The sequence below is a fragment of the Corynebacterium pseudodiphtheriticum genome, from assembly GCF_023509295.1.
GTDB classification, from domain to species: Bacteria; Actinomycetota; Actinomycetes; order Mycobacteriales; family Mycobacteriaceae; genus Corynebacterium; species Corynebacterium pseudodiphtheriticum.
Genome location: NZ_CP091864.1, coordinates 1,084,302 through 1,110,223, shown reverse-complemented (window position 1 = coordinate 1,110,223; position 25,922 = coordinate 1,084,302). Strand labels below are relative to the sequence as shown.

General features: G+C 54.6%; 20 protein-coding genes and 1 rRNA gene. 3 read left to right on the top strand and 18 right to left on the bottom strand.

Translation table 11 applies throughout. From position 1 onward, the window contains the following. Nucleotides 1–80 precede the first annotated feature (80 nt). The 11 genes from L9H78_RS04945 to argC all read right to left on the bottom strand — a co-directional run bounded on the left by L9H78_RS04945 (nt 81) and on the right by argC (nt 12,416). Nucleotides 81–1,596: ribosomal RNA gene (locus tag L9H78_RS04945) — 16S ribosomal RNA — on the bottom strand. 569 nt (nt 1,597–2,165) lie between these two features. Beyond that, entirely contained in the window at nt 2,166–3,431 is a 1,266-nt protein-coding gene (gene tyrS, locus L9H78_RS04940; RefSeq protein ID WP_249620659.1) for a tyrosine--tRNA ligase, read from the bottom strand. A 2-nt stretch (nt 3,432–3,433) separates the two neighbouring features. Further along, entirely contained in the window at nt 3,434–3,625 is a 192-nt protein-coding gene (locus L9H78_RS04935) for a Trm112 family protein (protein ID WP_126856070.1), read from the bottom strand. A 9-nt stretch (nt 3,626–3,634) separates the two neighbouring features. Beyond that, nucleotides 3,635–5,080, bottom strand: coding sequence for an argininosuccinate lyase (gene argH / locus L9H78_RS04930; protein WP_249620738.1), 1,446 nt, complete (start codon nt 5,078–5,080; stop codon nt 3,635–3,637). Nucleotides 5,081–5,088: 8 nt separating this feature from the next. Further along, nucleotides 5,089–6,291 (bottom strand): argininosuccinate synthase, encoded by a 1,203-nt coding sequence (locus L9H78_RS04925; protein WP_021352201.1) that lies wholly within the window; start codon nt 6,289–6,291, stop codon nt 5,089–5,091. A 161-nt stretch (nt 6,292–6,452) separates the two neighbouring features. Further along, the gene (locus tag L9H78_RS04920) at nt 6,453–6,950 is read right to left on the bottom strand and encodes an arginine repressor (protein ID WP_249618703.1); all 498 of its coding nucleotides are present in this window, start codon (nt 6,948–6,950) and stop codon (nt 6,453–6,455) included. Next, complete coding sequence (gene argF / locus L9H78_RS04915) at nt 6,947–7,942, bottom strand: ornithine carbamoyltransferase (RefSeq protein WP_249620658.1); 996 nt, start codon at nt 7,940–7,942, stop codon at nt 6,947–6,949. The genes L9H78_RS04920 and argF overlap by 4 nt, the downstream gene beginning before the upstream one ends. Before the next feature lie 8 nt (nt 7,943–7,950). Continuing rightward, complete coding sequence (locus tag L9H78_RS04910; protein WP_249620657.1) at nt 7,951–9,123, bottom strand: acetylornithine transaminase; 1,173 nt, start codon at nt 9,121–9,123, stop codon at nt 7,951–7,953. Then, complete coding sequence (argB, locus tag L9H78_RS04905) at nt 9,120–10,055, bottom strand: acetylglutamate kinase (protein ID WP_249618700.1); 936 nt, start codon at nt 10,053–10,055, stop codon at nt 9,120–9,122. Before argB ends, L9H78_RS04910 begins: the two co-directional genes overlap by 4 nt. Before the next feature lie 43 nt (nt 10,056–10,098). Continuing rightward, nucleotides 10,099–11,334: a bifunctional glutamate N-acetyltransferase/amino-acid acetyltransferase ArgJ gene (argJ, locus tag L9H78_RS04900; protein WP_249620656.1), complete on the bottom strand. Its 1,236-nt coding sequence runs from the start codon at nt 11,332–11,334 to the stop codon at nt 10,099–10,101. Nucleotides 11,335–11,372: 38 nt separating this feature from the next. Next, nucleotides 11,373–12,416 carry an N-acetyl-gamma-glutamyl-phosphate reductase gene (gene argC / locus L9H78_RS04895; protein ID WP_249620655.1) on the bottom strand — a complete coding sequence of 348 codons (1,044 nt, stop codon included), beginning with the start codon at nt 12,414–12,416 and terminating at the stop codon, nt 11,373–11,375. Nucleotides 12,417–12,567: 151 nt separating this feature from the next. On the opposite strand from argC, the gene L9H78_RS04890 reads away from it, so the two are divergent. The 3 genes from L9H78_RS04890 to L9H78_RS04880 all read left to right on the top strand — a co-directional run bounded on the left by L9H78_RS04890 (nt 12,568) and on the right by L9H78_RS04880 (nt 16,567). Continuing rightward, nucleotides 12,568–13,587: a formamidase gene (locus L9H78_RS04890; protein WP_027017827.1), complete on the top strand. Its 1,020-nt coding sequence runs from the start codon at nt 12,568–12,570 to the stop codon at nt 13,585–13,587. 444 nt (nt 13,588–14,031) lie between these two features. After that, nucleotides 14,032–15,447, top strand: coding sequence for an amino acid permease (locus tag L9H78_RS04885; protein ID WP_272723902.1), 1,416 nt, complete (start codon nt 14,032–14,034; stop codon nt 15,445–15,447). A gap of 91 nt (nt 15,448–15,538) precedes the next feature. Beyond that, nucleotides 15,539–16,567, top strand: a complete 1,029-nt coding sequence (locus tag L9H78_RS04880; protein ID WP_249618696.1) for an ornithine cyclodeaminase — start codon at nt 15,539–15,541, stop codon at nt 16,565–16,567. Between the two features lie 307 nt (nt 16,568–16,874). On the opposite strand, the gene pheT is transcribed toward L9H78_RS04880, so the two are convergent. From pheT to uvrA, 7 genes are all read right to left on the bottom strand, one after another. Continuing rightward, nucleotides 16,875–19,379: a phenylalanine--tRNA ligase subunit beta gene (gene pheT, locus L9H78_RS04875; RefSeq protein ID WP_249620654.1), complete on the bottom strand. Its 2,505-nt coding sequence runs from the start codon at nt 19,377–19,379 to the stop codon at nt 16,875–16,877. A 29-nt stretch (nt 19,380–19,408) separates the two neighbouring features. Beyond that, nucleotides 19,409–20,392, bottom strand: a complete 984-nt coding sequence (gene pheS / locus L9H78_RS04870; RefSeq protein WP_249620737.1) for a phenylalanine--tRNA ligase subunit alpha — start codon at nt 20,390–20,392, stop codon at nt 19,409–19,411. 196 nt (nt 20,393–20,588) lie between these two features. After that, the gene (locus tag L9H78_RS04865) at nt 20,589–21,410 is read right to left on the bottom strand and encodes a TrmH family RNA methyltransferase (RefSeq protein WP_249620653.1); all 822 of its coding nucleotides are present in this window, start codon (nt 21,408–21,410) and stop codon (nt 20,589–20,591) included. Between the two features lie 102 nt (nt 21,411–21,512). Continuing rightward, entirely contained in the window at nt 21,513–21,896 is a 384-nt protein-coding gene (gene rplT / locus L9H78_RS04860) for a 50S ribosomal protein L20 (RefSeq protein ID WP_021352214.1), read from the bottom strand. Between the two features lie 58 nt (nt 21,897–21,954). Next, a complete protein-coding gene (gene rpmI, locus L9H78_RS04855; RefSeq protein ID WP_018120128.1) occupies nt 21,955–22,149 on the bottom strand; it encodes a 50S ribosomal protein L35 in 195 nt (64 codons plus the stop codon). Nucleotides 22,150–22,182: 33 nt separating this feature from the next. After that, nucleotides 22,183–22,704, bottom strand: coding sequence for a translation initiation factor IF-3 (gene infC, locus L9H78_RS04850; RefSeq protein ID WP_081703749.1), 522 nt, complete (start codon nt 22,702–22,704; stop codon nt 22,183–22,185). Nucleotides 22,705–23,018: 314 nt separating this feature from the next. Continuing rightward, nucleotides 23,019–25,862, bottom strand: a complete 2,844-nt coding sequence (uvrA, locus tag L9H78_RS04845) for an excinuclease ABC subunit UvrA (protein ID WP_249618693.1) — start codon at nt 25,860–25,862, stop codon at nt 23,019–23,021. Nucleotides 25,863–25,922 lie beyond the last annotated feature (60 nt).

Sequence of the window (25,922 nt, the reverse complement as noted above, 5' to 3'; positions counted from 1 at the left end):
GCATGAACAACAATCACAGCAAAAAACACTGACCACCCACAACTGCAGGCAACAATCAGTGCACAATAAAAACTCCTTAGAAAGGAGGTGATCCAGCCGCACCTTCCGGTACGGCTACCTTGTTACGACTTCGTCCCAATCGCCGATCCCACCTTCGACGGCTCCCTAAACGAGTTTGAGCCACCGGCTTCGGGTGTTACCAACTTTCATGACGTGACGGGCGGTGTGTACAAGGCCCGGGAACGTATTCACCGCAGCATTGCTGATCTGCGATTACTAGCGACTCCGACTTCATGGGGTCGAGTTGCAGACCCCAATCCGAACTAAGACCAGCTTTAAGCGATTAGCTCACCCTCACAGGCTCGCTGCGCATTGTACCGGCCATTGTAGCATGTGTGAAGCCCTGGACATAAGGGGCATGATGACTTGACGTCGTCCCCACCTTCCTCCGAGTTAACCCCGGCAGTCTCTCATGAGTCCCCACCATAACGTGCTGGCAACATAAGACAAGGGTTGCGCTCGTTGCGGGACTTAACCCAACATCTCACGACACGAGCTGACGACAGCCATGCACCACCTGTACACCAGCCACAAGGGAAACTACATCTCTGCAGCGATCCGGTGTATGTCAAGCCCAGGTAAGGTTCTTCGCGTTGCATCGAATTAATCCACATGCTCCGCCGCTTGTGCGGGCCCCCGTCAATTCCTTTGAGTTTTAGCCTTGCGGCCGTACTCCCCAGGCGGGGCGCTTAATGCGTTAGCTACGGCACAGAAACCCCAAAAGGCCCCTACACCTAGCGCCCACCGTTTACGGCATGGACTACCAGGGTATCTAATCCTGTTTGCTACCCATGCTTTCGCTCCTCAGCGTCAGTAACTGCCCAGTAACCTGCCTTCGCCATCGGTGTTCCTCCTGATATCTGCGCATTTCACCGCTACACCAGGAATTCCAGTTACCCCTACAGTACTCAAGTCAGCCCGTATCGCCTGCACGCCCACAGTTAAGCTGTGGAATTTCACAGACGACGTGACAAACCACCTACGAGCTCTTTACGCCCAGTAATTCCGGACAACGCTTGCACCCTACGTATTACCGCGGCTGCTGGCACGTAGTTAGCCGGTGCTTCTTCTCCAGGTACCGTCACAAAACGCTTCGTCCCTGGCGAAAGGAGTTTACAACCCGAAGGCCGTCATCCCCCACGCGGCGTCGCTGCATCAGGCTTGCGCCCATTGTGCAATATTCCCCACTGCTGCCTCCCGTAGGAGTCTGGGCCGTATCTCAGTCCCAATGTGGCCGACCAACCTCTCAGTCCGGCTACCCGTCGCCGCCTTGGTAGGCCATTACCCCACCAACAAGCTGATAGGCCGCGGGCTCATCCTACACCGAAAAAACTTTCCACCACACACACTAAAGTGCGGTCCTATCCGGTATTAGACCCAGTTTCCCAGGCTTATCCCAGAGTGCAGGGCAGATCACCCACGTGTTACTCACCCGTTCGCCACTCGAGTACCTCCGAAAAGGCCTTTCCGTTCGACTTGCATGTGTTAAGCACGCCGCCAGCGTTCGTCCTGAGCCAGGATCAAACTCTCCATAAAAAATCAGAAAAAGAGTCTGATAACCTAGTCAAAAAACTACAAAAGAAAAATCAAAGAGCAACACTTACTCAAAACGATTAATCAAATGCAGAAACAAAAAAGATCCACATCCCACTAATCAAGTAAGTATCAAAAATAATAAGTACATTGACACGCTATTGAGTTCTCACACAACACCACCACCCCACTACTCAAGCACCCTAATCAACGAGCACCCTTTTCGTAAAGCAGCCAGACCGACTTTACACACTCAATCACTTGAACACAAACCAGAACACTGTGTCGTTCATCACAACACCGCGAACCAGACTGCCACACGAGCAACCAGCGCAACTCACCAACAACAACCACCAACCACACAGTCAGCAGCCACCAAAAGCAAGCATCGGCCCTATAAAATTATTATCATCCCCGCCAGACAAACAAAGAACACAACCACCAGAACCAACATCCTGTGAAGTTATTTTCTCTGTCAGCCCCTCGCGGCGACTTGGATTAATCTACACACGTTATAGATTGTTCACAAATCGCCAGGTCATCCGGCATAAATCGCGATATATAACTTGCCCCTATATCGTGACTTTCGCCCCGGCAAAGTTTTTCTTTCCACGCCGTAGTACCAACCATTTGCCATGCAACAGGTCGTCCGTGTCTGGCTCCCATTCAGCTGATTCTATGCGCTGGTTATTCACGTATGCACCGCCTTCTTTGATCGTTCGGCGAGCAGCACCTTTGGATTCCACTAAACCGGAAACAACCAACAGATCTACGATTGAACGTGCGTCACCTGCACAGATTTCCGCAATTGTGGTTTCTTGTAGCGCACCTTCTAGTGTCCGCTCATCGAGGTCTGCCAAATCGGCGCGACCGAATAAAGCTTGCGACGCCAGTTGCACGGCTTTTCGTGCTTCCACTCCGTGAACCAGGTCGGTCATTTCTTCAGCCAGCCGCCGTTGCGCGGCACGCTTGTGTGGTTCTTCGGCTACGGCACGCTCGTATTCAGCAATTTCTTCTTGTGAAAGGAACGTGAACATCTTGAGATAACGCACAACGTCGGCATCACCAGCATTCACGAAATACTGGTACCACGCGTAAGGACTAGTTTTTTCCGGGTCCAACCATAGCTTTCCGCCCCCGGTGGATTTCCCAAACTTCTTCCCGCTGGCATCTGTAACCAATGGGACGGTTAGCGCGTGGGTTTTCGCACCAGAAACACGACGGTTCAAATCAACGCCAGAAATGATGTTGCCCCATTGGTCCGAGCCACCAATCTGCAAAACCACGTCGTGTTCTTTATTCAAGTGCAGGTAATCGTTGGCCTGCAACAACATGTAGGAAAACTCAGTGTAAGAAATTCCATCCGATTCCAAACGACGCTTCACGGTCTCACGGTCCAACATGGTGTTCAGCGAGAAGTTTTTTCCGATATCCCGCAGGAATTGCACGACAGACATTCCCATCGTCCAGTCCGCGTTGTTGACCAATGTCGCAGCGTTATCGCCCGTAAAGTCTACAAACTGCCGCAGCTGTTTTTTAATCGCAGAGACGTTAGCTTCGAGCTCCGCTTCGCTGAGCATCGAACGTTCCCCCACATCACGAGGGTCTCCAATAAAACCAGTAGCACCACCTGCCAAGACAAACGGCCGATGACCTGCTTCTTGAAAACGCCGCAGCATAATCATCGGAACCAAGTGGCCAGCGTGCAAGGAATCCCCGGTCGGATCGAATCCGCAATACAACGCGATGGGCTTCGATGTCGCTTCGCGCAGCTCATCGAGATCGGTGGACTGATTAATCAGACCACGCCATTGCAGTTCAGCAACGATATTGTTCATGGTTAATTCTCTCCTTGGGACTCATTTGGCCACTCCATTGCTTCGTCGGCAAGCAGCACAGGCACATTCTCGTCAATACGGTAGGCAATGCCTTTCCGTTCATTGACGAGTACGTTTTCTGCTTCGCGATACACCAATGGGCCTTTGTCTTGTGGACAGGCCAAAATTTCCAATAACCGGGGATCAAGGCTCATGCGGCTAGCTTATCGTTTCGCTTTATCCGCGACAGTGATAGAGGCCCATTCACGGAACTCGGCGGCTGCCTTTTCCACGGATTCGCGCTGTTCGTCGACGCGGACACCAGCTGTTCCGCCACGGGTCGCTCGCGATGCCACCGCGCCATCAATGGTCAGTACATCACGAACCTCTGGGGTCAATCGCTTGTCGACGTTTGCAAGCTGCTCATCTGAGAGATCCACCAGATCAACCCCTGCTTGTTCAGCTAAGCGGACGCACGAACCAGACGCTTCGTGTGCTTCACGGAATGGGACTCCCTGACGCACCATCCACTCGGCCAAGTCCGTGGCCAAGGTAAACCCGCGGGGTGCGAGTTCACGCATCCGGTCTTCGTGGAATACCAGCGTAGAAACCAAGCCGGTCATTGCGGGAAGCACCAAGTTTAACTGGGCGAAACCGTCGACAAGCGGTTCTTTGTCTTCTTGCAAATCGCGGTTATACGCCAGTGGCAAAGCCTTGCACGTCGAAAGCAGCCCGGTGAGATTACCGATTAGCCTGCCAGTCTTACCACGCTGCAGTTCCGGAATATCCGGGTTCTTTTTCTGCGGCATGATCGATGATCCCGTGGACCACTCGTCGCTGAGCGTGACGTATCCGAACTCTGGGGTCGACCAGGCAATAATTTCTTCAGACAGGCGGGACATGTCGACGGAGATTTGTGCCAACACGAATGCTGCTTCCGTAGCAAAATCTCGCGATGAGGTTCCGTCCAAAGAGTTTTCCGCGGAGCTATCGAAGCCCAATTCCTCGGCGATAGCTTCTGGGTCCAGCTGCAACGAAGAACCAGCCAACGCACCAGAACCATAGGGCGATACTGCCAAACGCTTATCTAAATCGCGGAGTCGATCAAGATCGCGCAGCAACGGTTGTGCGTGGGCCAGCAAGCCGTGCGCCAACAAGATCGGCTGCGCAGCCTGGAAATGAGTCTTACCCGGCATGATTACACGTGGGTGTGCTTTTGCCTGTGCCGCAAGCGCGTCGATGAGATCGACAACTTGCGTAGCTACGTCGCGAATGGCGTCGCGTACCCACATGCGGAATAACGTGGCCACCTGGTCGTTACGTGAACGACCTGCCCGCAACCGGCCTCCCAATTCCTTGCCAACACGATCAATCAGGCCACGCTCCATCGCACCATGCACGTCTTCATCGCCAGGATCCGGCGTAAACTCGCCCGATTCGACATCACGGCCAAGCTGGTCAAGACCAGCGAGCATTGCCTCCAAGTCCTCATCCGAGAGCAACTCAGCTTTATGTAAAACACGGGCGTGGGCTTTCGAGGCAAGCACATCATAAGGTGCAAGAACCCAATCAAAGTGCGTGGATACAGATAGCGCAGCCATGGCATCGGACGGACCGCCTGAAAAGCGTCCGCCCCACAGTGCGCCTTCGTTCGTGGAATGCGCCTGAATTCCAGCCATTAGTTATTTGCCTCGCGATCACGCTTGTTAGAAATCTGGGTGGACAGACCGTGCAACTGAACGAAGCCTTTCGCGGCGGTCTGGTCGAAGGTATCGCCAGTATCGTAAGTAGCCAGGTTGAAATCATACAGCGACTGGTTTGAGCGACGGCCGTTAACGATGATGTTGCCGGCGTGCAATACCAGGCGGATATCGCCGGTGACGTGCTCCTGGGTCGACTGGATAAAAGCATCCAGCGACTTCTTCAATGGGCTGAACCACAGGCCGTCATAAACTTCTTCAGACCAACGAGCATCGATGCTGCGCTTGTAACGAGCAACCTCGCGCTCCAGGCAGACGTCTTCGATGGCTTCGTGCGCCTTAATCAACACCATCGCGCCCGGGGCTTCGTAGACTTCACGAGACTTGATACCAACCAAACGGTCTTCCACCATGTCCAACCGGCCTACGCCCTGCGCACCTGCACGGCGGTTGAGCTCTTCAATAATTTCAAGCGGAGAAAGCTTCTTGCCATCGACAGCAACCGGGCGTCCGGCTTCGAAAGAAATGATCACTTCGTCTGGAGCGTTACCCAGCGCTGGGTCCTCAGTGTATGCGTAGAGATCTTTTGTTGGAGGGTTCCACAAGTCCTCCAGGAAGCCAGTCTCGACAGCACGGCCCCATACATTTTGGTCAATCGAGAATGGTGATTTCTCCGATTGCTCAATCGGCAAATCAATCTCGTTAGCAAACTCGATGGCTTTATCACGAGTCCAGGCATAGTCACGCGCTGGCGCAATGATGTCCAGTGATGGATCCAACGCACGGAAGGAAACTTCGAAACGAACCTGGTCATTACCCTTACCAGTGCAACCGTGAGAGACGTGCGTGCCGCCGTGTTCTTGGGCAGCCTGCACCAGGTGCTTGACGATCAGCGGACGCGAAATCGCAGACACCAGTGGGTACTGTTTCATGTACATGCCGTTGGCCTGGACCGTCGGCAAGCAATATTCTTCAGCGAACTCGTCGCGAGCATCGACGACAATGGATTCCACAGCGCCGCAATCCAGTGCACGCTGACGGACCGATTCCATGTCTTCGCCACCCTGGCCCAGGTCTAGTGCCACGGCGACAACTTCGCCTTCCGTTTGGCGTGCCAGGTATGGAATAGCTACTGAGGTGTCCAAACCTCCGGAGTACGCAAGTACGATGCGGTTTTTCATGATCGTTCCTTTACTGTTGTTTGTTGCTTTCGGTTGTTCCGGGCGCTATCGACGAGAAGCGTGACCCGCCGTTGGTACGGAGCCAACACCGTCCGGAATCAGTGTAGAGGCCCACCATTGTTTAACAATGTTCGGGGTTTTGGGTACTTTTCGCGCTGGGTTTACTCGGGGCCAATCGTGGCTGCCCCATCTGCCAAGGAATCGATGAGTTCTTTTCCAGTGAGCGGATCACGTGCGAGCACAAAGACGGTGTCATCACCAGCAATCGTGCCGACGATGTCGGATACGCCCACTCGGTCAATGAAACTCGCGAGGTAGGGCGCGGCACCGGGCGGCGTACGCAGCACCGCTGTATTCGCCGAGTGATCAGCTGCAACCACGAGATCAGCCATCATTTTGCGGAGTTTATCCCGAGGACCAGACGCAGACGGTACTTGTAGTGATTCAGCGTCGCCGACCACATAAAAGCTGCGCCCGTCGACGGGTTTGACCTTCCGAGCGCCGAGCTCGTCGAGGTCTCGAGACAGCGTGGCCTGGGTGGTTTCGAAGCCTTCGGCCAATAAGAGCTTGGATAGTTGCGCCTGCGAATAAATGCGCGTCTGTTCCAACAATTCCACGATCCGTGCTTGGCGTCCGGTACGGGAGTAGGTGTGTGTCATAGCTTCCTCGCTTTCGCTACTGGATTACCAGAGGCAATGCCCAGCAACCACACAAGCACGGCCTTTTGTGCGTGCAGACGGTTTTCTGCCTCGTCAAAAACACGTGAAGCTGGGCCATCAATGACCTCTGCCGTGACTTCATTACCACGATATGCCGGAAGGCAGTGCAGGAAAATCGCGTTTTCTGCTGCCTTGTCCATGATTTCTTGCGTTACCCGGTACGGCACGAATGGAGTGGTGCGATCTTTACCGTCGTCTTCTTGCCCCATGGATACCCAAGTATCAGTGATCACGACTTCCGCGCCCGCCGCATCTGCTGGATCCGCACTCACGGTCACACTACCGCCAGTAATTTTTGCTTGCCGACGAGCACGATCAACGAATTTCACCTGCGGTTGGAAATCTTCGGGTGAAATGATCCACACATCCATACCAGCCATCGCCAGGCCCAGCATGTAGGAGTTAGCCATGTTCTGGTCGCCGTCACCCAGATATGCAACCTTCTTGCCGGACAATCCTGCTACTCCTTTGTCTGGGCAGAGAGATTCCACCATGGTCTGCAGGTCTGCCAAGATCTGGCACGGGTGGAAATCATCTGAAAGCGCGTTGATGACAGGCACGGTGGCGTGTGCCGCCATATCTTCCAAGCCTGCTTGCTCGTACGTACGCCAGGCAATCGCCTCGACGTAGCGCGAAAGCACCCGCGCAGTATCGGCAACAGTTTCACCTTTGCCCATCTGGGAGGCGCCGGCCTCGGTCACGATGGCACTTCCTCCCAGCTGAGCGATACCAGCATCGAAAGAAAAACGAGTACGAGTCGAAGTCTTATCGAAGACGACTGCCACACTACGTCCGCCGGACAATGGGCGGTGGCTCAGCGGGTCAGCTTTCAATTCAGCAGCGAGAGCAAGAATTTCTTTTTGCTCAGCGGGAGTAATCGAATCATCCGCCAATAAATGACGAAGCTGTGAAGGTTGTGCTTGCGATGTCATAAAAGTCCTTAATCGAGTATTTCTTGCAGTATTGTTACGCATTCATCGACGTGTCGTCGTTCGATAATTAGCGGTGGAGTCAAGCGCATGACCTTGTCACTTGGAGCGTTAAGGATCAGGCCGCGCTCGAGACCTGCAACGACGACCTCTTTCGCGTTCGCAGACTCGAGCACCACTCCAAGCATCAAACCGGTACCACGAACTTCCGAGACTGCGGAAAGCTGCTGCAGCTGGCTGCGAAGATACGCACCGATTTCCCGTACGTGCTGCAAGAATCTTTCATCCAGAGTGTTAAGCACCGTGCGGGCTGCTGCCAAAACCACAGGATTTCCACCAAACGTGGTGCCGTGCTGGCCGGGTTGGAGGTATTGTGCAGCTGCACCGCGAGCAAGCACTGCTCCCATCGGCAGACCACCGCCGAGGCCTTTGGCCATGGTGACGACGTCTGGAACCACTCCGGCGTACTCATGGGCGAAAAATTTTCCGGTTCGTCCTACCCCGGTTTGTACCTCATCAGCGATCATGAGAATGCCATAGTCGTCGCACAGCTGACGCACTGCAGCCAAAAAACCTTCCGGCGCGGGTATAACACCAGTTTCTCCCTGAATCGGCTCGGCGAAAATTGCGGCAATACCGTCGGGATCTTCTTCGACGATTTCGCGCAGTTTCTGCACGTCGCCGTAGGGGTAGAAATCCACACCACCTGGCAGCGGTTCAAATGGGGCTCGTTTTTCTGGTTGCCCCGTCAGCGCGAGTGCGCCCATAGTGCGCCCATGAAAGCCGGCCTCTGCTGCCAATACCCGGCCACGACCTGTCAGGCGGGCAATCTTGAACGCAGCCTCATTAGCTTCTGCCCCGGAATTGCAGAAAAACACCCGAGCGCTGTCGTCTTTGCCATCAGCGAAGCGCTGTTTCAGCGCGGCCGCAACCTCAATTGAATGCGGGGTGGCGAAAATATTTGAGGTATGCCCTAGTGTGGCGATCTGCGTGCTGACTGCCTCGACAATATCTGGATGCGCCTGCCCTAAAGCATTAACCGCGATGCCAGCTAGCATATCGAGATAACGCTTCCCCTCAGTATCGGTGAGATACATGCCTTGCCCACCGGTTAAGCTGATAGCTGGGATTCCGTAGTTATTCATCAATGCACTAGACCAATCGTTTGCTGTTTTCTGCATCATGCGTGATCATCCTTTCGCAGCACGGTTCCGCCGGGATAATGCCTGCTTCGGTGATTATTTGGCAACACCATGGTGCCCACACCGCCTTCGGTGAGTAGCTCCAGCACCACCGAATGCGCCTCCCGGCCGTCGATAACGTGGGCTGCATTAACGCCACCGCGAACCGCATTGAGGCAGGCTTCCATTTTCGGGATCATGCCGCTATCCAGCCCCGGTAACAAGGCGTCGAGTTCGTCAACTTCAATGGTAGAAACCAGCGAGTCGCGGTCCGGCCAGTCTTTATAAAGACCTTCCACATTGGTCAGTACCAACAAACGTTCCGCGCCAATCGCAGAAGCTAATGCGCCAGCAGCAATATCGGCGTTGATGTTGTACACCTCGCCGTCGTGATCAGGCGCAATTGTGGAAACCACAGGAATACGCCCGGCAGCAATAATGTCCATCAAGGCTTCCGGGTTGACGCTGACGATATCGCCCACGTATCCGATATCTACTTGTTCTCCCTCGATATCTAGGTAGCGCTTTTCTGCGGTAAACAGCCCCGCGTCTTCGCCAGAGGTTCCGACCGCATACGGCCCATGGGAATTGATAAGACCTACCAAATCACGGCCAACTTGCCCGAACAACACCATGCGGACGACATCCATGACTTCTGGAGTAGTAACCCGAAAGCCGCCCTTAAACTCCCCTTCAAGGCCAAGACGCTCTAGCATCTCCGTAATCTGCGGTCCACCGCCGTGGACAACTACGGGTCGAGCCCCGATCGTGCGCAACAACACCATGTCTTTCGCGAACGCTGCTTTTAACTCGTCATCCACCATGGCATTGCCGCCATACTTGACGACGACTATCTTGTCGCGGAGGTGTTGTAGCCATGGCAATGCTTCAGACAGCACTGCTGCTCGGTCGCGGTTACTGAGGTGTTCCAACATGGCCACCGGCTCCTTATTTCCTAGTTTCTGTCTTGGGGACGCGTTATGAGCTGTATGCCGAATTAATTTCGACATAATCATGGGACAGATCAGTGGTGCGCACGAAAGCGCTACCCGGACCACCGGTGCCAAGATCTACTCGGACGTCGATATCAGCCCCGGACAGGTCGACCTCGCGTGCAGCCGGGGTACCAGTGGTGGCTTTGCAGACCGCATGATTATTGAAATAGACGCTGATGTTATCCGGATCCATGTCCGCATCAGCCATACCGACGGCGGCCAAAACGCGCCCCCAGTTGGGGTCTGAACCGAACATGGCGCATTTGAAAAGGTTGTCGCGGCCCAGCGTGCGAGCGGCATTGAGAGCCTGTACGTCATCCGTGGTGCCTTCGACAGTGATTTTCACGCGCTTGGTGACACCTTCGGCATCCGCTTGCAATTGGTCTGCCAAGTCCGCACAGGCCGCGAGAACCGCTTCATTCAACGCTTCTTGCGTGGTAGTTTCACCGGATGCCCCGCTGGCCATCAGTACCACGGTGTCGTTCGTGGAGGTCGATCCGTCCACATCGAGGGTGTCAAAAGTCAGCGCAGTTGCTTTCTGCAACGCAATAGCGAGTTGTTCTGGGGTAGCCGACAAGTCCGTCGTCAAGCACACCAACATAGTGGCCAGCGATGGTGCCATCATGCCTACACCTTTGCCCATTCCACCGAGGCTCCACCCATCGCCATTCACCAGAGTTTGTTTCACCGTGGTATCGGTGGTCATGATCGCTCGTGCTGCACCCTCGCCATGGTCTGGGCTATTTCCCAACACACCAGGTAGCTTTTCGATACCAGCTGATACGTTGTCCATCGGCATCGGCTCACCAATCAGCCCGGTTGAACATACAGCTACGTGGTTGGAGTCGAAATTCAGTAATTCAGCGAGTTCAGTCTGCATCTGCTGTGCATCGCGAAGCCCCAGTGCACCATTGCACGCGTTGGCATTGCCAGCGTTATACAGCACTGCGCGCAACTGACCGTCGGCAAGAGCTTGGCGCGAGACCTTGACTGGCGCAGCCACCACGCGGTTCCGAGTGAAAACACCTGCCGCGGAAAATTCTGGGCCATCGTTGACAACTAACGCTAAGTCAGTCTTGCCGGAGGGCTTAATTCCCGCTTTGACACTCGCCGCCCGAAATCCCTGTGGCACGGTAACTCCGCGGGCACTATGGGCAGATTCTCTATTCGCTCCCACCTGTGGCGTGGAGCTATCTGCGCTGCTCTCTGGGTTGGTCATAGGAAATCCTCGTAGTTTTATGCTTCGTCTTCGTCGGGTTAAGGCGCTAGGCCTGGGTGAGTAAGCCCGGCGGTTTCCTCAAAGCCCAGCATCAGGTTCATGCATTGCACAGCCGCTCCGCCGGTCCCTTTGGTTAAGTTGTCGAGTACTGCGGTGATCAACAAAGTGTTGGTTGTTTCGTTGACCTCGGCTTGTATCTGGCAAGTGTTTGCGCCAATGACATGTTGCGTTTCCGGTTGCTGACCTGCAGGGAGTACCTGAATGAATGGCTCATCGCGGTAGAAATCGTGAAAGATATCGGTGATTTCTTCTTGCGACAACGGCGCCGTAAGTTGTGCGGTAGCCGTGGTCAAAATTCCGCGGGTTGCGGGTGCAAGCACCGGCGTGAAGTTGATGCGGTAGTCCTGATCGCGGATTTTGCGGAGGTTTTGCACCACTTCTGGGTTGTGGCGGTGCTTGCCGGAAGTGTTATAAGCACGCAGGTTACCCGTGGTTTCAGACCCTAACAGCGGAACCGCGGCCTTTTTACCAGCGCCAGACGTACCGGTAATCGAGACAATGTTGATTGCCGGTTCGATTACTGCTGCCGCTACGGCAGGCAGCAAAGCAAGCGTCATTCCCGTGGGAAAACACCCAGGAACAGCTACCTTGTTTGCTGCTGCAATTTCAGCGCGATGTCCTGGCATTTCTGGAATACCGTACGGCCACTGGCCTGCATATTCCCCGCCATAGTACGCATCCCAGTCCGCTTTCTTCTGCAGCCGGAAATCAGCCGCACAGTCAATAATTATGGTGTCGTTTGGCAGCTGCTTCGCCAATTCTGCAGAGTGCCCGTGTGGAAGGCCTAAGAAAACAACATCGTGACCAGACAGGACTTCGACTGTGGTTTCTTCAATCATACGATCACGTAGCTGCGACAAATGCGGCATCTGCTGTGAAACAGGCTTACCGGCATGTGAGTGGCCAGTCAGTGCACCGATTCGCAAGTCACCATCCTGGTAACGCGGATGGTTCAGCAACAGGCGGAGAATCTCACCACCTGCATAACCGGTGGCTCCTGCTACAGCAACTGAAATCGTCATAGCGCCACCCTAGCAAACTTTATGCAAGAAAGTGCAAATTATTCAATCATGAATATTTACCGGCCTTTCTTCGCAGAAAACCGCGGCGTGGCAACCTTTAGGCGTACAGTGGGACACATATCGTAATCCACATCACCCAAAGGAGTGACCCATGTCTAGCACTGGTTCGATTTCTGCTTCACCCGACGGCTTGCTCATGGCCCTCGTGCAATACCGCGTCCCCATCGTTGAAAGCCCAGAAGACGTGCAGAAAAACGTGGACGAGATCTGCCGCCGTGTAGCATCAACTAAGGCCGGTTATCCGGACTTGGACCTGATTGTTTTCCCGGAATACTCCACATCGGGGCTCAACACCGCAATCTGGTCCTATGATGAATTCCTCATTGCAGTTGACTCTCCTGAGGTCGATCAGTTCCGCAAAGCCTGTAAAGACAACGACGTTTGGGGCGTGTTCTCCATCATGGAGCCACACCACGAAGAAGGAAAGCCGCCATTTAATACCGCGATCATTATCGACAACAATGGCGAACTAGCCCTCCATTACCGTAAGCTCCAGCCCTGGACCCCAATCGAGCCCTGGTCGCCCGGTGACCTCGGCATGCCTGTTTGTGACGGGCCAAAAGGATCGAAACTCGCTGTCAACATCTGCCACGATGGAATGTTCCCTGAGCTGGCCCGCGAAGCAGCATATAAGGGCGCAAATGTCTATATCCGTATTTCTGGTTACAGCACGCAGGTGCAAGATCAATGGATAATGACCAACAAGACCAATGCGTTCCAGAACCTCATGTTCACCGCATCCGTCAACTTGGCAGGGTACGACAATGTCTTCTATTACTTCGGTGAAGGCAATGTGTGCAACTACGACGGAAACCTCATCGCGGAAGGTCACCGTAACCCAGACGAGATTGTCACCGCCGAGATCTTCCCTGCGCTTGCCGATAAGGCTCGCATCAACTGGGGCTTGGAAAACAACATCTTCAACCTGGGCAATCGGGGCTATGTCGCTGTTCCTGGTGGTGCCACCGAAAACTATCTCACCTGGATCGATGATCTCGCCAAGGGGCAGTATAAGCTCCCGTGGGCGGATGAAGTACGCATTAAAGACGGCTGGAAGTACTACCCAGATGGCCCACAGCTGGGACCGTTGCCAGAAAAGTTCAAGAAATAAGAGGCCGTCTTTCCGGTAAAGCTTTCGTTCCAGAAAGCCCTAAAGCGAGAAAGCCCTAAAGGCTGATTGCCTCCCGTGGCTAACACGACGTCAGAGCGATGTCGTGTTAGCCATTTTTTGTTTAGCGATGCAGACTCGCCGTGCTCAAAAAACACCCCCCCCGCTGGCGGATTCATAGAAAATCCGAAAGCTGTTCAACAACCCCAGTTGTTTTCATAACCTGAGTCACTTATTCTAAGAACACTTGGGCGTAGCCCGTGTCACATTCTCTTTACGTGATGCTGCCAGGCACTTTAGCCTGCCGAGCGTTACACTCCACCGACTGGAAGGTGAATAAGTCATATGTCAGAACAAAAACCCCAGCCGCACGGCGGCGCAATGGGGCCGACAACAGACGGAAGGCGTGCATCCTATCTTGATGAGGATCAAGGCCTATCCAAAGGAATGGGTCAACGTCAACTACAAATGATCGCTATAGGTTCCGCGATCGGAACCGGCTTGCTGTTAGGTACCGGGGGGCGTCTGGAACAGGCCGGACCATTCCTGGCAGTCCTCTATCTAGTTTGTGGTTTCTTCGGCTATATCATTCTGCGCGGCCTGGGCGAGCTGATCGTTTACCGGCCGTCATCGGGTTCGTTCGTGTCTTATGCCCGTGAATTCTATGGCGAAAAAGCAGCCTTTATTACAGGGTGGCTGTATTGGGGCAACTGGGCGATGACCATCATCGCAGACTCCACCGCGGTGGCCCTCTACATTCTTTGGTTTGATCGCTACACGTCCGTTCTGGACAGCATCCCGCAATGGCTGCTGGCACTGGGAGTCGTCGTATTCATCCTGGGCTTCAACATGCTTTCGGTCAAGATCTTCGGCGAACTGGAATACTGGTTCTCCTTGATCAAGATCGTTGGGCTCTTGGTATTCATGGCTCTGGGTATTTGGGTAGTTCTCACCGGCCATCCACAGGGATACGACACTGGATTCCAGCTCATTAGCGAAGGCGGCGGATGGTTACCAAACGGCTTGTTGCCTGCCATTGTCGTTATCCAAGGTGTTGTTTTCGCATACGCAGGTATCGAACTCGTTGGTACAACTTCGGGTGAAACCAAAAACGTCGAAAAGATCATCCCGAAGGCCGTCAATGCGGTGTTGTTCCGCATCATCTTCTTCTACTTCGGTTCGGTGATGCTGTTGACCATGGTTTTGCCGCACACCGAATACATTGCCGGCGTCTCACCATTCGTGACCTTCTTTGATTCTTTCGGTATTGGCGTAGCTGCACCGATTTTCCAGCTGGTTCTAATCACTGCGGCACTGTCCTCGCTCAACGCGGGTCTGTATTCCACTGGTCGAGTGATGTACAACATGTCGATTTCCGGTTCTGGTCCAAAATTCGGTAAAGCACTGTCAAAGGACGGTGTGCCTTACGGCGGTATCCTGCTTGCCGGAGCCATCGCATTCGCTGGCGTGTTCTTGAACTTCGTGGTCCCAGAAATGGCCTTCGAAATTGTGCTGAACCTGGCAGCTCTGGGAACCATGGCCAGTTGGGCAGCAATCAGCATGGCACACTGGAAATTCGTCAAACTTTCCAAGACCGGTGAGTACGAACGCTCCAGCTACCGCAGTCCGTTTAACGCCTGGGGCGATATCGCAGTTGTGATCTTTATCGGTGTTGTGATCATCCTCATGGCTTTCGACTGGCCGGTGGGAACCTACACATTGGCAGCGTCTCTGCTGCTCATCCCGATGTTCTGGTTCGGCTGGCGGGCGTGCAAACCGCAGGTAATGGCACAGCTAGAAGCTCGCCAAGCTCGAATGAACGCGTACAATGAAGGAAGCAACAGCCAGAAATCTGGCGAATAAATAGCTTTCGAACAGCTCTTCCGGCCAGCCCAAATAATCTTTAGCGGTCGGCCCGGAACGAAGAAGCACAACCCGAAAGGAAACCAAAAATATGGTCAAATTTGTAGATGTCGACAATATGGCACGCTGGATCCAGCGCGAAGGTGTCGAAAAGATCATCACCGGTATGGTTAGCTACCTGGAGAAGGATTACTCCGAGTGGGAGCGTTTCGATCTCATCCCTCGCGTTGCTAGCCACACCCCGTTTGGCGTCATCGAGCTGATGCCGACGTCGAACGGCGAAGAATACTCCTTCAAGTACGTTAACGGTCACCCATCCAACCCAGCACGCGGTTTCCAGACTGTTACCGCGTACGGCATGCTTGCCGACGTCGACAATGGTTACCCAACCTTCTTGTCTGAAATGACGTTGCTGACTGCATTGCGCACCGCAGCAGTGTCTTCCATGGTGGCCAAGAAACTGGCTCGCCCAGATTCCAAGACCATGGCCATGATTGGTGCCGGTTCGCAGGCTGAATTCCAGGCTTTGGGCTTCCGTGGAACCTTGGGCATCGAAGACATCCGTATCTACGACGTAGACCCTGAGGCCTTGGAGAAGGTTCGCCGCAACCTGGAACCGCTGGGCTTCAACATCACCGTCTGCTCCACCACCGAAGAAGCCGTCGAGGGTGCCGACATCATCACCACTTGCACCGCGGATAAGGCACAGAACCAGATTCTGGGCACCCAGCACGTCAAGCCCGGCGTACACATCAACGCAGTTGGCGGCGACTGCCCTGGCAAGACCGAGTTGGTAGAAGACATCCTGGATATGTCCACCGTCTTCGTCGAACTGCCTGAGCAGACCCGCATCGAAGGCGAGATCCAGCAGAAGCCAGACGACTACGAGGTTGTTGAGTTCTGGAAGGTCATCACCGGCAAGGAAAAGGGTCGTTCATCCAATGAGGAGATTACCTTGTTCGACTCCGTCGGTTTCGCCATCAACGATTTCTCTGCTCTGCGTTACCTCCGCGATGATGTGGCCGGTACCGAGCTCGAGACCGACATCGATTTGATCGCCAACCCAGAGGATCCAAAGGATCTCTTCTCGCTGGTCGCGGAAGTTCCTTCCCTGGTCTAAACTTTCGTCGGCTGGCCCGAGCCTGGGAGGGCTCCAGGGCTCGGCGAAGGACCTGGCGCCAAGGGCCACGGGCAGGATCTTGGGCCAGAACCGGGCACGAATGCAGAAATCACGACCAGTTTTACAAATAGTGGCTTAAAAGTAGGCAGTTTTTGAGCACTATTTGTAAAAGAGCGCCCTACCGCACGGTAGGGCGCATTTTTAATGCTCCACGAGCCTGGCGAGTGCAGGCGCCCCCGCCAGAGCACAAGGAAGCTCGGCGGCGCAGCGAACCGAACTGTCCATATCCCGCCAAGGCCAAACACGTTTACGCACGCATGTGAGCTCCCAGCTCGACGCGAGCCTTCTCTGCAGCTTGCACACGGTATTCATTGACCTCATCATCAGTCAAGGTCCGATCATCGGCGCGGAATACCAAGTTAAATGCTAGCGACTTCTTGCCTGCTCCCAGCTGTTCGCCGCGGAAGACATCGAAAAGCTCCACGGATTCCAGCAAGTCACCTGCTGCCGATTCAACGACGCGGCGCACAGTCTCGGCAGGTACCTCGTCGTCGACGACCAGCGCCAAATCTTGGTGCAAAGCCGGGAAGGCCGACAGGCGTGGCGCCGGGAAGGATTCGTCCAACGGCAATGCGGAAAGATTCAATTCCATAGCGCACGTACGCGCAGGAAGTCCAAGAGCTTCGACAACCTGTGGGTGCAGCTCACCAGCGTGACCAACCACGGTGCCCGCAACACTCAGCTGCGCGCAGCGTCCCGGGTGCCACGGCAAATATTCTGCGTTCGCAATTTCCAGTTCTACCCCACAGGCACGCGCCACTATGCGCGCAGACTCGATAGCATCTGCATAGGTGTAATGACGACCGCTACCCCACGGTCCAGTAAATTCCAGCTCACCGGAACCTACGGTTGCCACGTGCAGCGGCTGTCGCGGCAAACTATTGATTACGCTCGCCACGGTGGCATCATCCGGCCGCGCGGCAACCGACGGCATAGGGGTGTGATCCGCAACAGCGAAGCTCACCTGCTGGAGACCGAACAAACCAACCGAGTCACGGCCCCGGGCAACGTTACGACGTACCGCATCCAGCATCGAAGGCAGCAGCGTGGTTCCCAAAACCGCATGGTCAGATTCCAGCGGGTTTTGCACTGCCACGGTATTGCGGCGTGAGTCGTCAGCAGCCAATCCCCAAGTGTCGAAAGTGTCATTAGCAATGAATGGCGTCGGCAAGATCTCCGCATACCCGGAGTACGCCAAAGCATGACCAACTGCACGGCGGCGCTTTTGCGCAGGGCTCAACCCGCGCCCTGCCGATGGCGTCGGCAAGATGGTCGGAATGTCTTCCAACCCTTCCAAACGCAATACTTCTTCCACCAGGTCGACAGCAACCGTCAAGTCAGAACGCCAAGTTGGTGGAGTCACACGCAATTGTGCACCGTCCTGGGAGACTTCCGCGCCGATCTCTTCCAGACGCCCGATAACGGCTCGTTCCGGGTAGTCAACGCCAGCAATCCGAGACGGGAAATTGATATCCATGGCAATTTCCGGCGCCGCGGGAACTTCCCCCTGCACACTTCGGGTGGCTTCTACCGTTCCGCCAGCGATCTCCGCGAGCAACGCGCAGGCCAGATCCAGGCTGATCTCAACCAGGGCTGGATCAACGCCGCGTTCAAAACGACGGGATGCTTCCGAGGACAACTTGTGTCGCCGCGAAGTACGCGCCACTGTAATCGGATCCCAGTTAGCGGCCTCGAAGTAGACATCAGTGGTCTCATCGTTGATTTCAGAGGTGGTACCCCCCATGACACCAGCCAAGGACTGGATGCCAGACTCATCACAGATCACGACGTCTTCTGCATTCAGGGCACGGTCGACGTGATCAAGCGTCTCAAATTTCTCGCCTTCTTCTGCACACCGCACCGTGAGCCCACCCTGAATCTTGCTGGCGTCGAACGCGTGCATTGGCTGGCCTAGCAGCAACATCAGGTAGTTCGTGATATCCGTAGCAGCATTTACTGGGCGCTGACCGGAAAGCATTAATTCGCGCTGCATCCACCATGGTGATTGCGCTTTCGGGTCAATTCCGGTGACTTTGCGCAGGCCAAAACGGCGAGTTTTAGTGTCCTCGGCGATGGTGACGGACAGGGTTTCGCCGTCGGCAGCAGGCACTCCTTCAGTGCTCAGTCCTGCAACAGTAGGGTCGACTGCGGGATCCACATATTTCAAGCCAAACGCCGAGGCGATCTCACGAGACAAACCACGAGCGGAAAGAGCATAGCCTCGGTCCGGAGTGATGTTGACATCGAAGATGACATCGTCCAAGCCCAGATAACCACGGGCATTCTCGCCTGGTTCGCCTGCTTCGGCTGGCAGGGTCAAAATACCGTCGGATTTATCAGTCAGGCCCAGCTCTGCTACCGAGCAGATCATGCCACGAGACATCTTTCCGTAGGTCTTGCGCTCGCCGATGGCGAAGCCCCCGGGCAACACGGTTCCTGGAAGAGCGATAACCACGAGGTCACCTTCCGCGAAATTCCGTGCACCACAAATAATTTCCTGCAGGTCGCCGGTGCCATTGGCTTTACCAACGTTCACTTGGCAGTAACGAATCGGCTTTTTGAACTCGGTCAGTTCTTCGATTTCTTCTACACGCCCGAATACCAGAGGCCCAGTGGTTTCTTCGATTGCCTCATAGCCTTCAGTTTCAAAACCAACGCGGACATAACCACCGTCGAAATCGGCTGGACTGACGGCCCACTCCGGGTTGTGCTGGTTCAGTAGACGGCTAACCCAGTTCTGGGTGATCAACATTGTTGCGGCTCCTTATTCTGGGTTGGTGGTTAAGCGTGGATTCCGAATGGCAAGGTAAAGCGGACGTCGCCTTCGACCATATCGCGCATATCCGAAAGGCCATTACGGAACTGCAGGGTGCGCTCCAGCCCCATGCCGAAGGCAAAACCGGTGTATTCGTTCGGGTCAACACCCACGGCAGTCAAGACGTTGGGGTTGACCATGCCACATCCGCCCCACTCGATCCAGCCGGCACCGCCCTTTTTGTTTGGGAACCAGACATCGACCTCAGCGGAAGGCTCGGTGAACGGAAAATAATTTGTACGCATACGCGTGGTGGTCTCTGGGCCGAAAAGCGTTTTTGCCAAGTGGTCCAGGGTGCCGCGCAGGTGGGCCATGTTCAGCCCCTTGTCGACGGCTAGACCTTCAATCTGATGGAAGACCGGGGTGTGAGTGGCATCGAGTTCATCGGTGCGGAACACCCGGCCCGGGCAAGCAATATAGAGAGGCACATCGCGCTCAAGCATGGACCGAACCTGCACCGGCGAAGTGTGGGTGCGCAAGACCTGCTGCGAACCTGGTTGACCGACGTGGAAGGTATCCTGCAGCGTCCGAGCCGGGTGGTCTGGCTTGAAGTTCAGCGCATCAAAGTTGAAATATTCGGCCTCGACCTCTGGTCCATCAGCGATCTCCCAGCCCATACCGATGAAAATATCTGAAATCCGCTCAGACAAAGCAGTGATTGGGTGCAGCGCTCCAGTTTGGTGCCGTGTGGTCGGAACAGTGACGTCAACTTTTTCCCGGATCAGTTGGGCTTGTCGCTCTTGTTCCTCTAATTCTGCATGAATTTGCGAATAAGCCTTTTCCGCTTTACCACGTGCCATATTAACGGCTTTTCCAGCGGCTTTGCGTTGGTCCTTGGGCAATGAGCCTAATGATTGTCGAGCGCGAGGAATATAAGCGCCATCGCCAAGATGTTGCCGTCGTGCTTCGGCAAGTTCTTCCATAGTGGATGCCGCTGAGAAATCTGCCATAGCTTTCTCAGCAGCAGCATCCAAAGCTTCCTGGCTCAAATCAATATCAGTTCCGTTATCAGGTGCGTTCGACACGTCAGCAGTCCTCGCAGTAATCGATAGTAGTTAAGAATTCGGTTTCGTCCGCATGCCAGTCTAGCGATCAACAATAGGTAACAGGTAGCGGAGTAGCCTTTACGTGCTCAGCACAAATGCTTTAGCGACGCCGGTTTTGCGCTTTGGCGGATTCGTAAAGGCAGATTGCTGCAGCCGTCGCTAGATTCAGTGATTCCGCGTTGCCACGAATAGGGATTGACACTCGGTGATCAGCGCGAGCAGCCACACCCGCAGAAAGACCATGCGCCTCATTTCCCAGCAACCAAGCAGTGGGTTTGTGCAACATGCCAGATTCTTCAGCTTCTTCCAGGGTTATCTCCCCATCGGCGGACGTCGCCAAGATCTGCAGATTTGCCGCGCGTAACTGGCCCAATACATCGTTAACGCCTGTTTCTCGCGCCACGGGTGTATGAAATAGTGACCCCGCAGATGCACGCGCCACTTTGTTGGAGTGCGGATCAACAGTGTTTCCCGCGAATACGACGCCGTCTGCACCAAGGGCATCCGAAACGCGGATTAGTGTGCCCGCGTTCCCCGGTTCTGAGGTTTCCACAGGTATCGTCAACAAACGCGGGGAAGATTTGATAATTTTTCCGGCACTAAACATCACCGGTAAACAAACCGCGAAGATACCCGGGGTGGTTGTCGTTTCCGAAAGTAATTTCGCTGCACCCTCAGTAATCGGGTGAATATACACATCCATAAACCCTGCGGTGCTCACAATATGCTCGAAACGCTCAGCAGCACTCTGCGTTATAAACAGGTCAGTCGCTGCACCCGTCGAGACTGCCGCGTCTACTGAATTCTCGCCTTCAATAAGGAAACGTTGTTCTTTCTTACGGACGGCGGCACGGTGCAGCTTCGCTGCTCGGGACACGCGGGGTGTGCGCTCGGTAAACGGGGCGGAAAAATCTAGCGTCATGGTGGCTTAGTCTACGGGATCAGAGTTAAGGTCTGCAGAACAGCAAAACGCCCCCGGAACAAGCCAGGGGCGCTAACACAAGCACTTAGTGCTGCGTGATGATTAAGCGTTTGCCGGTGCGTTGACGTCGGCAGGCAGTGCGGACTTGGCAGCCTCACACAGTGCAGAGAAAGTGTCAAAGTCATTGACAGCCAGCTCTGCAAGCATCTTGCGGTCAACCTCGATCTCGGCCAAACGCAGGCCGTGGATCAGACGGTTGTAGGTGATGTCGTTCATGCGGGCTGCAGCGTTGATGCGCTGGATCCACAGTTTGCGGAATTCCGACTTACGCGCGCGACGGTCGCGGTAAGCGTAAGTCATGGAGTGCAACCACTGCTCTTTTGCTACGCGGTAGCGGCGGGAGCGCTGACCCCGGTAGCCCTTTGCGGACTTCAGGATTGTGCGACGCTTCTTCTTGGCGTTAACGGACCGCTTTACTCGTGCCACGGTGAAACTTCCTTAAATCTTGTTGTTGGTACTGATGTGGGATGAAACGAGTGGGCCTTTAGGCCTTGCCAAGCAAACGCTTGATGCGCTTCTGATCAGCCTGTGCAACGTCAACGTCACCCTTCAGACGGCGGGTGCGCTTAGAAGGCTTGTGCTCCAGCAGGTGGCGACGATTCGCCTGCTCACGACGCAACTTGCCGGAACCAGTCTGCTTGAATCGCTTTGCTGTGCCCTTGTGGGTCTTCTGCTTCATGGAGTTTCCTTAATCCCTTTAATTGACGGTTCGTTATTTCTTGCCCTTGCGTACTGGACCAAGCACCATGGTCATGTTGCGACCATCCTGCTTCGGTTTGGCTTCCACGACACCATATTCTTCGACATCGTTAGCCAAGCGTTCCAGTAAGCGGAAACCAAGTTCAGGGCGCGACTGCTCACGACCGCGGAACATGATGGTTACCTTGACCTTGGAGCCCTTTTCCAGGAAGCGGACAACATTGCCCTTTTTGGTCTCATAGTCATGGTCGTCAATTTTTGGACGAAGCTTTTGCTCCTTGACGACGGTCTGCTGCTGATTCTTCTTGGACTCACGGGCTTTTTGGGCTTGTTCGTACTTGAACTTGCCGTAGTCCATGATCTTTGCGACAGGTGGCTTTGCGTTCGGCGCAACCTCAACTAGATCAAGATCGGCCTCATAGGCAACTTTGCGGGCGTCGTCGGTACGAACGACACCAACCTGCTCACCTTCAGGACCGATAAGACGGACTTCCGGTACTCGAATACGCTCATTAATGCGAGCTTCAGCGCTGATGTGTGACTCCTAAGTTCAAAAGGGGCGAATGAAACGTCTACCCTGCCACAATAAGAGCACTCCCCCGAGAAAGCACACGTCAGGGATCAACACAGAGATCACTCGCCGTATGCACCTTTACCCGTAACCAGCTCACGGAGCGGTATAGGGTGGGAGGAGACTCCACTTGCGACCTAAGTTCCTGGACGGAACCCTAGGTGGTAGTACGCATCATTCTAGCACGCATTAATCAATCACACAAATCGATGAGCACGTTCCCCATAGGAATGCCACTGCACTGCGGTCACTCGCTCCGAGCAGGGCCATCACTCGCTCTAAGCATGCAGGATTTCCGCCAAAAATTGCCCGGTATAAGAGGCTTCCACCTTCGCCACATCCTCTGGAGTACCTTGCGCCACCACGGTGCCGCCACCAGAGCCGCCTTCGGGCCCCATGTCGACAATCCAGTCTGCTGCCTTAATTACATCCAGGTTATGCTCAATGATCAGCACTGAATTCCCTTTGTCCACCAGGCCTTGAATTACCAACATCAAGCGGCGAATGTCCTCAAAGTGCAACCCAGTGGTCGGCTCGTCCAGAATATAGACAGTGCGACCATGCGAACGCTTTTGCAGCTCCGATGCCAGTTTCACCCGCTGCGCTTCACCACCGGACAGCGTCGTCGCTGATTGCCCCAAGCGCACGTAGCCCAAGCCGACGTCGACAAGCGTCGCTAGATAGCGATGGATTGAAGTAATCGGCTCGAAGAACTCGGCTGCTTCCGAAATTGGCATATTCAGCACTTCGGCAATATTTTTGCCTTTATAATGCACTTCCAGTGTTTCCCGGTTATAACGCGCGCCCTGGCACACCTCACAGGGCACAAACACATCCGGAAGGAAGTTCATCTCAATCTTCAGCGTGCCTTCGCCTTGACAGGATTCGCAACGCCCTCCCTTCACGTTGAAGGAGAAACGCCCAGGCTTATAACCGCGCACCTTAGCCTCTTGCGTTTCGGCAAACAGGTTGCGGATCTTATCAAACACACCGGTATACGTGGCCGGGTTCGAGCGCGGTGTGCGGCCAATTGGCGACTGGTCCACCTGCACCATCTTGTCCAGGTTTTCAACACCTTCCACGCGCTTTGCGCGACCCGGAACCTGACGGGCACGGTTAAGCTCGTTGGCCAAAGTCTTCGCCAAAATTCCGTTGACCACGGTAGATTTTCCCGATCCCGAAACTCCCGTGATGCAACACAGCACTCCTAGCGGAATGGTGACGTTGATGCCACGCAGATTATTTTCCCGAGCACCAACAACGGTCAGCTGCCGCTCCTTATCAATTGGACGACGCTTTCCTGGAACTGCCAAAACCTTACGCCCAGACAGGTAATCCCCGGTTAACGATCCCGGGCAATCCACAATCCCTGCAGGGGCCCCCTGATAAACGACCTCGCCGCCATATTCACCGGCGCGCGGGCCAATATCGACCATCCAATCCGAGGCACGAATCGTGTCCTCGTCATGTTCGACGACAATCAAGGTGTTGCCCAAATCGCGCAAGCGCTGCAACGTAGCGATTAACCTGTGATTATCACGCTGATGCAAACCAATAGACGGCTCATCCAACACGTACAACACACCGGCGAGCCCGGCTCCGATTTGCGTGGCCAAGCGGATACGCTGGGCCTCACCTCCCGACAAAGTGGAAGCCCCCCGGTTAAGGGTCAGATACGTCAGTCCGACGTCGACAAGAAATTGCAGACGCGCTTGGATCTCTTTGAGTACTGCACCAGCGATGATTTCGTTACGGTGATCCAACTGCAGCGTATCCAGGAACTGCGTGGCTTCTTCAATCGGTAGCTCTGCCAGCCCTGCGATTGAAAGCTCACCATGTGAGGTAGAAGCCAGCCGCACAGCGAGGATCTCCGGTTTCAAGCGTGTGCCCTTGCACTTCTTGCACGGCACCTGGCGGGTATAAGCCATGAAACGGTCTTTTTGTGAATCCGATTCGGCAGTATCCAGCTTGCGACGCACATACCCTGCCGCACCTTCGAACGGGGCCGTCCAATCGCGCTGGCGACCGTAACGGTTGCGGTAGCGCACACGAACTTCAGTTTTCGTGCCATTAACCAGCGCATCACGCTGCTGCTTAGTCAGTTGCGAAAACGGTGTCTCCGGGTCAAAATCCAGTGTCTTGGCCAGACCTTCGACTAATTTAACGAAATACCGTTGATTCGGGCTGGCGTACCAGGGCTGTACCGCCTTATTGGCTGGGGCATCCGGATCCGGAATCAACAAATCCTGGTCCACCTCGTGGCGTGAGCCTAAACCGTCACAACTCGGGCAAGCACCGTACGGCGAGTTAAAGGAAAAGGAGCGGGGTTCATACTCATCAATCGTCAGAGCATGCCCGTTTGGGCAGGCGGAGTTCTCAGAAAACATCCGAGTAGAATCCGGATCATCAACAAAATCTATGGTCACCAGGCCGTCGGCAAGCCGCAACGCCGTCTCGACCGAATCAGTTAGGCGTTGTTTCTGCGAAGCCTTAACCTGCAAACGGTCCACGATGACGTCAATATCGTGCTTGATCTGCTTTTTCAGTGTCGGCGGATCACTCAGCTGATAGATTTCACCATCAATCCGTGCGCGAGAAAAACCTTGTGCCGACAAATCAGCAAACAGATCCACAAACTCGCCCTTGCGTGTGCGCACGACTGGCGCTAGCACCTGGAATTTAGCTTTTTCCTCGTGCGCAAGCACCTGATCGACGATCATTTGTGTGGTTTGCCGTTCGATCACGGCATCGCAGGTAGGACAATGCGGGGTTCCTGCACGCGAAAACAGCAAACGCAAGTAGTCGTAAATCTCGGTGATCGTCCCGACAGTCGAACGGGGGTTGTGGTTGGTTGACTTCTGGTCAATTGAAACCGCTGGCGACAAGCCTTCAATAAACTCGACGTCCGGCTTGTCCATTTGGCCGAGGAACATACGGGCATACGAAGACAATGATTCCACATATCGACGTTGCCCTTCGGCAAAAATAGTATCGAACGCCAGTGAGGATTTACCCGAGCCAGAAAGCCCGGTAAACGCGATCATCTTATCGCGCGGCAAATCAATGTCCACGCCTTTTAGGTTATGTTCGCGTGCACCTTTGACCACCAAACGATCCGCCACGGATCCACCAAGCCTTCCCACAATTTTCTGTTTATATATCCGACTGCAACCAGCACGCTT